Origin of the sequence: Mesorhizobium sp. M4B.F.Ca.ET.017.02.2.1 (assembly GCF_003998955.1) — a bacterium.
Taxonomy (GTDB): domain Bacteria; phylum Pseudomonadota; class Alphaproteobacteria; order Rhizobiales; family Rhizobiaceae; genus Mesorhizobium; species Mesorhizobium abyssinicae.
The window spans coordinates 1-6,442 of sequence record NZ_RZOF01000355.1 but is presented as its reverse complement, the minus strand read 5'-3'; the positions used below and the strand labels follow the sequence as shown (position 1 = coordinate 6,442).

8 protein-coding genes are annotated in these 6,442 nt (G+C 64.9%); 5 read left to right on the top strand and 3 right to left on the bottom strand.

Annotation, left to right across the window (positions count from 1 at the left end):
- From EN738_RS28900 to EN738_RS28890, 3 genes are all read left to right on the top strand, one after another.
- On the top strand, positions 1-593 hold a 593-nt coding region (locus EN738_RS28900), incomplete at its 5' end, for a dihydrofolate reductase family protein (RefSeq protein ID WP_348629115.1).
- A gap of 30 nt (positions 594-623) precedes the next feature.
- Positions 624-1,583: a squalene cyclase gene (locus EN738_RS28895; protein WP_127286631.1), complete on the top strand. Its 960-nt coding sequence runs from the start codon at positions 624-626 to the stop codon at positions 1,581-1,583.
- A gap of 582 nt (positions 1,584-2,165) precedes the next feature.
- The gene (locus tag EN738_RS28890; protein ID WP_127286630.1) at positions 2,166-2,870 is read left to right on the top strand and encodes an SOS response-associated peptidase; all 705 of its coding nucleotides are present in this window, start codon (positions 2,166-2,168) and stop codon (positions 2,868-2,870) included.
- Positions 2,871-2,901: 31 nt separating this feature from the next.
- Here the strand turns inward: EN738_RS28890 and EN738_RS28885 are convergent, their stop codons facing one another.
- A complete protein-coding gene (locus tag EN738_RS28885; RefSeq protein ID WP_245494801.1) occupies positions 2,902-3,147 on the bottom strand; it encodes a hypothetical protein in 246 nt (81 codons plus the stop codon).
- A 174-nt stretch (positions 3,148-3,321) separates the two neighbouring features.
- Here EN738_RS28885 and EN738_RS28880 point away from each other — a divergent pair, with 174 nt between their 5' ends.
- Positions 3,322-3,498 carry a hypothetical protein gene (locus tag EN738_RS28880; RefSeq protein WP_127286628.1) on the top strand — a complete coding sequence of 59 codons (177 nt, stop codon included), beginning with the start codon at positions 3,322-3,324 and terminating at the stop codon, positions 3,496-3,498.
- Complete coding sequence (locus EN738_RS28875; protein ID WP_127286627.1) at positions 3,495-3,704, top strand: hypothetical protein; 210 nt, start codon at positions 3,495-3,497, stop codon at positions 3,702-3,704. Before EN738_RS28880 ends, EN738_RS28875 begins: the two co-directional genes overlap by 4 nt.
- Positions 3,705-3,762: 58 nt before the next feature.
- Here the strand turns inward: EN738_RS28875 and EN738_RS28870 are convergent, their stop codons facing one another.
- Positions 3,763-5,202, bottom strand: a complete 1,440-nt coding sequence (locus EN738_RS28870) for an FAD-binding oxidoreductase (RefSeq protein ID WP_127286626.1) — start codon at positions 5,200-5,202, stop codon at positions 3,763-3,765.
- Between the two features lie 209 nt (positions 5,203-5,411).
- Positions 5,412-6,344: a dimethylarginine dimethylaminohydrolase family protein gene (locus tag EN738_RS28865; RefSeq protein ID WP_127286625.1), complete on the bottom strand. Its 933-nt coding sequence runs from the start codon at positions 6,342-6,344 to the stop codon at positions 5,412-5,414.
- Positions 6,345-6,442 lie beyond the last annotated feature (98 nt).

Below are 6,442 nucleotides of genomic sequence, written 5' to 3'. Positions count from 1 at the left end.
CGCCGATGGCCAGGATCGTCTATTCCATGCTGACGTCGCTGGATGGCTACATAGAAGGGCCGGGCGGAAATATCGGCTTGCCGGTGCCGGAAGGCGAGCTGCACCGGCATTTCAACGACGAGATGAGACGTACTTCGACCGTTCTCTGCGGCCGCAGGATGTATGACGCGATGCGCTTCTGGGACAGTCCGGAGCGAGAGACCGCCGCCGACGAGGTCGAGCGCGACTTTGCCCACGCCTGGCGGAAGACGCCGAAGATCGTGTTCTCGACGACGCTCGGCGAAGTCGGCCTCAACGCCCGGCCGATGCGCGGCGACGCCGAGGCCGTTGCAAGGTCGCTCAAGGCGGAGACGGATGGCGAAATCAGCGTCGGCGGCGCCGACCTTGCCGCTCATCTGGCGCGAGCGGGTCTGATCGACGAATACCGGCTCTACATGCATCCAGTCGTGCTTGGCGGCGGCAAGCCGTACTTCCAGGTCGGGCTGTCGCTGGGGCTGGAGCCGCTCGGGACGGAAAGCCTGTCCCAGGGCGTGACGCTGCTGCGCTACGCGCCCATCAACCTCGCACCGGCCAAGGGAAGCGGCTACAAGTGAATCATCGATCTCCCGCCGACAGGCTCGCTCATGACTGACCCGGTCATCGAATGGCTCCTCGCTTCCGATCCGTCGATCCGCTGGCAGGTGATGCGCGACCTGCAGGACGCGCCGGAGCCGGTATGGATGGCGGAACGCGCCAAGGTGGAGAGCGAGGGCTGGGGCGCCCGGCTGCTTGCCTGCCAGGACGAGGATGGGCAATGGGCGGGCGGCGCCTTTGTGCCTGCCGGCTTCACCCCCGAAGAGTGGCGCGAGCACGGCCAGCCGTGGACGGCGACGTGCTTTTCGCTGTCGCAGTTGCGCGAGTTCGGCCTCGATCCGGCCTCGGACCGGGCCAGGCGCACCGTCGATCTGGTCGGCGCCAATTCACGCTGGGACGAAGGCGGCCAGCCCTATTGGCAGGGCGAGGTCGAGGAGTGCATCAACGGCCGCACCGTTGCCGACGGCGCCTATTTCGGCGTCGACGTCTCCGCCATCATCGAGAGGCTGATCGGCGAGCGCCTCGACGACGGCGGCTGGAACTGCGAGCGGGCGAACGGCTCGCTCCGCTCCTCCTTCGCCAGCACGATCAATGTGCTGGAGGGCCTTCTGGAATTCGAGCGCGCCACCGGCGGCACGGACCCGTCGCGGCAGGCGCGACGGTCGGGCGAGGAATTCCTGCTCGAGCGCAAGCTGTTTCGCCGCCTCGCCACGGGCGAGCCGGCCGACGAACGGTTCCTGCGCTTCCTGCACCCGAACCGCTGGCGCTACGACATCCTGCGCGCGCTCGACCATTTCCGCTCCGCCGCGATACATGACGGCACCGATCCCGATCCGCGGCTTGGCGAGGCCATCGACCATCTTCGTTCCAGACGCCTGGACGACGGCACATGGCCTCTCGACTGGAGCCTGCCGGGGCGGGTGTGGTTCGAGGTCGACGAGGGCGAAGGCCAGCCCTCGCGGTGGGTAACGCTCAGGGCGATGCGGGTGCTGAAATGGTGGGAGCAGTAGCCCGGGTGGAAAGCGCCGCCAGCCTTCGCTTGCGGACCGGGGAGCCGGTACACGTTAGTCTTAGGCCCTAGGTCGCTATTGCCCAAGTATTAGCATGAGCGCATGTTCAAGCAGCCGGCGAGGTCGCAGAAGCCGGTCAGGCCCGGCGGCCAACCCATACATCACCCCCCCTCGGCGGCCGGGCCACCTAACTTCCCGAAAGTGATATGAGGTACGATCCAGGTCGCCGGAGAGTTGCGGCGTCGGAGGGATTGGCGGTGCAAATCTTCTGGCGCCGGGGGGTCAGCCGGGGGCGCGAAAGATCGATGCAGAGGCAACAAATGCCTCAGCGCTTCGTCGAAGCGAAAGCATTTGGCTCAGGGAGCCTTAGAAACGGTGGTGGCGGCGAGCGCCCCGAGCTTGCCCGCCTTGAGCAGTACCGGCCTGGCGTAGGTCTTCTTCACGGAATCTCTCCTTCAGCAGATGCCAAATCTTCCGCTGCTTCGCCGCTTCTGTCAACGCGGCGGGGTTTGCGCGGCCGGCTCTGGCGCTTTGCCGAGAAATGCGCGAACAATTCCTCCCTGTGAGACGGCGGGCTGCATCATGTGCAACCTCTACAACATCACCACCAGCCAGGAGGCGATCCGCCAGTGGACGCGCGCCCTGCGCGACGTCATCGGCAACCTCGAACCCTCGATCGACGTCTATCCCAACCAGTTCGCCCCGGTGGTGCGCAACGCGGCGGACGGGGCGCGCGAACTTGCCAATCTGCGCTGGGGCATGCCGACGCCACCGGAGCGCATGCGCGGCAATGCGGACCCCGGCACCACCAACATCCGCAACCCGCAATACGCCCACTGGATGCCCTATCTCGGCGTCGAGAACCGATGCGTGGTGCCGGTGACGAGTTTCGCCGAGCCCTCGCCCCAGCCTGGCGACAAGGACCCCGAGACCGGGGTGCAGAAGAACTTCTGGTTCGCGCGCGGCGAGGATCGGCCGCTGTTCTTCTTCGCCGGTCTGTGGACGCCCTGGCAAGGCGTGCGCAAGGTCAAGGAAGGTCCGGGCGACCATCAGCTCTACGGCTTCCTGACCACCAAGCCGAATGCGCTGATCGCGCCGATCCACGAGAAGGCGATGCCGGTGATCCTGACCACGCCGGAGGAGATCGTGACGTGGCTGACAGCGCCCTGGCCGGAAGCGCGGAAGCTGCAGCGCCCCGCCCCGGACGACGCGCTGGTGATCGTCGACAAGCCGGCGACGCAGATCAAGTTTCCGGCGGAGCCGCCGGCGCAGGGATCGTTGTTCTAAAAGCCAAAGCTGGCAATGGCCGCCCGCCTTCTTATTGCTCATCCCGCCACACGACACGCCGCACCGTCCTTATCTCGGCAAGTCGCCTCACCCGGATGCCCTGCCTTTCCAGGGCCGACGGGCTCTGCGTCTCGGCATGCATGAATTCGTTCTTGCCGCAGCGCTCGCAGCGCATCTTGCTGCCCACGAGGTCAGGTTCAATGTCGCCGAAAATCGTCATGAGGTCGTCGGGCTGATACCAGCGCTTGACGTTGCACAACCCGCAGCGGACGAGCACGAGCTGCCCAATCTCATGGGCGTTGCTGAGCCGCCGCCCGCCGCCGCGCTTTCGTCTTCCGTCAGTATCAGGCATGCCTAATAATAGGAACGCATTCCTCTTCCGGTCAATTCGCCCTTGACATTTTTGTACCCTTTTTGTTCACTTCGCACATGATGTATGGGAGGTGTCGGGATGGACCAGATCGTGAGGCTGGACAGCCGCCAGGAAGCGGCGCTTCAGGCAGTAGCCGGCAAGTTCATTGAGCTCCACAAGGGCGATGCGGTGAAGGCGCTGAAGGAGATGATCGTGCTCAATGGGCATCTACAGGAGCGCCTCGATGTGCTGCAGGCCTCAAGGAGGCGGCAATGAGCATCCTGCATCTCGACGCCGAAGCGCAGGCTGAATTGCAGGCCGAGGCCGAGAAGCTGATCGCCCGCTACGCGAGCCCGCTAGAGACGGTGAAAGCGCTGATGGCCTACAATTGCGAATTGGAGACACAAATCCTCGCGCTCGCTCACCGCCACCCGGAGCTGGTGACCGTGAGCTATGATGATACACCGGCGGTGATCGGCTGAGCCCCGTTGGCGCGACGACGCGGTTGCCCACGCCGTCGCGTCGGCGGATGCCTGGCCGTCATGCCGCCCGCAGACCTTCCTTCGGACGCAGGTTCTGGTTCATGCGGAACAGGTTCTGCGGGTCGTAGCGCTGCTTGATCTCGAGCAGCCGGGCATAGTTGCCGCCATAGGCCGCTTCGATCCGGTCGGCCTCGTCTTCCGGCATGAAGTTCACATAGGCCGTGCCGGCGGCATAAGGTTTTGCCGCTTCATAGATGCCGCGCGCCCAGTCGATGCAGGCCTTGTCCATGGCCGGCTCGCGCCAGCGGGCATGAACGTTCATGACGAAATGCGAGCTGCGCTGCGGAAACGCCGTCGCATCCGGCTTGACGCGGCCAGCCGCACCGCCGACATGGCCGAAAAATATCTCGCACTCCGGACCCGGAAGCCTGGATATCGCCGTCGTGGTGATCTCGATCGCGCTGTCGGAAAGCTCGGTGAAGTCATGGCTCTTCCAGTAATTGCGGGCGCCCGGCGCAAGCAGCGGGTCGAAGGCCTGCTGCCAGCCGGTGAATGGGTTGGGCCCGACGACATCGGCAATCGGCGAGCCGATGGCGCGCAGCTTCCGCGTCGCCTTTTCGCCGGCCTCGATGTCGCCGCAATAGCACATGGCCAGCACCAGCACCTCCTTGCCGTGCCATTCGGCCGGCAGGAAGGGCAGCGGCGGCGCCTGCCGCATGACCACCCAGCAGGTCAGTTCGTCGGGAGCGGTCTCCAGCGCGGCGCGATATTCGCGCAGCACTTTCTGGGCATCGGCGAAGGGATGCACGACGAGGCCCGACAGCACTTGCGGTCCCAACTGGTGAAGTTGGAACTCGAACGCCGCGACGATGCCGAAATTGCCGCCGCCGCCGCGCAGCGCCCAGAACAGGTCTGGATTTTCGCTGTGGCTGGCGCGCAGCAGCTTGCCGTCGGCGGTGACCACATCGGCGGAGACGAGATTGTCGATGGTGAGCCCGAATTTGCGGGTGATCCAGCCGAAGCCGCCGCCCAGCGTCAAGCCGGCAATACCGGTGGTCGAGTTGATGCCCGTCGGCACGGCCATTCCGAAGGCCTGTGTCTCGCGGTCGACATCGACGAGCGTGGCACCCGGCCCGACCCATGCCCGCTTCGCCGCGACGTCGACCCGTACCGACTTCATCAGCGAGAGGTCGATGACCAGGCCGCCATCGCAGATGGCGCTGCCGGCGATGTTGTGGCCGCCGCCGCGCACGGAGACGAGGAGCTTGTTCTCGCGGGCGAAATTCACGGCGGCAACGACATCGGAGGCGCCGACACAGCACACGATCAGCGCCGGCCGCCGGTCGATCATGCTGTTCCAGATGCTGCGTGCGCCGTCATAGGCGGTGTCACCTTCCCGCAGCACCGTACCGCGAATTTGCGCCGAGAAGGCGTCCACGGCCGCGGCGTCGACGGTCGCCTTAGCGCCGTCAAGGGTGGTGAAGCTCATGGCATTCATGCTTTCCTCCCGATCTTGTTGGTGAGCCCCCCGAATTTTAGTGTGCGCTTATGTTAGATTTCTCGCAAGTTTTCGTCGGCAACGAGGCTTGCGCGGTAGAGCAATAATTCGAGCTAGATGAAGCCGGACAGCTCACGACTCGGCGAAATCCTCTGTCCGACAGAACAAAGGATGCCAGGATTGAGGCAGCCGGCTCCTGTGACGCCCTCTTACGCCTTCTCGCGCTTCAGCGCCTGCGCCATGCAGTGGATGCCGCCGCCGGTCTTGGAGATCTCGCTCATATCGATCGCCGCGACCTCGAAGCCGCGCGCCCTCAACTGGCCGATCAGCGTCTGGCTCGACGTCGGCGCGATCACCCTGTCCTTGCCGAGCGACATGAAGTTGCAGCCGAGCGCCATCGTGTCCTGGAAGGGCACGTCGATGATCTCGTGGCCCTTGCCCTTCAGCCAGTCGACGATGCCGGGCTCGGTGCAGGCGAGGCACACCGCGGTGAGCTTTTCGGCGATCGGCACGACCATCAGGTCGATATGGACGTAATACTCGTCGATGAAGTCGATGCGGGTTTCCCAGCCTTCCTTGTCGAACCAGGCCTGCACCTGGCGCGCGCCCTCTTCCTGCGTGCGGGCGCCGCCGCAGCCGATCAGCACCACGCCGTCCTCGATGACGTTGAAGTCGCCACCCTCGAAGGTGCCGGCCGTCACCATGTCGTAGATCGGGATGCCGAGCTTTTCGTAAGTGCGGATCGCGGCATAGTTCTCGCCGCGCCGCCACCAGTTGGCCATGGCGGTGATGAAGGCGCCGTAGGGCGTCATGACGCTGGAGTCGCGCGAATAGACCTGCATCGGCAGTTCCGGAGTCGGCTCATGCCAGTGGATGTTGACGCCGAAATGCTCGTAGGCTGCGACCAGGTCCTTGTGCTGCGCCTGCGCGATTTGGACGTTGCAGGGCGCCTCGCGCAGATGTTTTCTGGACAGCGAGCTGGTCGACAGATGGCGCAGGAAGTTCGGCGAGCCGAGCAGCACGTCGGTCAGTACATCGGTCTCGTTGGCGAAGCCCCAGGCGGTCAGCGGCTTGGTGCCGCCGTTGGGGTTGCGGCGCTGCAGCGAGAACGGCTCGGCGACGATGCGGTCATGGACGGTCATGGTTGTTCTCCTCGAGGTGGTCTGCTTGAGATCATTGGCTGCTTGGTATCCACCAGTCGCGCCCACGCGCGGTGGTGACATATTCCGGCCAGCGGAAA

Bases quoted from the DNA above. Each gene is read 5' to 3' on its own strand.
- EN738_RS28865 (WP_127286625.1), bottom strand. From the start codon at position 6,344: ATGACCGTCCATGACCGCATCGTCGCCGAGCCGTTCTCGCTGCAGCGC.
- EN738_RS28890 (WP_127286630.1), top strand. From the start codon at position 2,166: ATGTGCAACCTCTACAACATCACCACCAGCCAGGAGGCGATCCGCCAG.
- EN738_RS28895 (WP_127286631.1), top strand. From the start codon at position 624: ATGACTGACCCGGTCATCGAATGGCTCCTCGCTTCCGATCCGTCGATC.
- EN738_RS28870 (WP_127286626.1), bottom strand. From the start codon at position 5,202: ATGAATGCCATGAGCTTCACCACCCTTGACGGCGCTAAGGCGACCGTC.
- EN738_RS28875 (WP_127286627.1), top strand. From the start codon at position 3,495: ATGAGCATCCTGCATCTCGACGCCGAAGCGCAGGCTGAATTGCAGGCC.
- EN738_RS28880 (WP_127286628.1), top strand. From the start codon at position 3,322: ATGGACCAGATCGTGAGGCTGGACAGCCGCCAGGAAGCGGCGCTTCAG.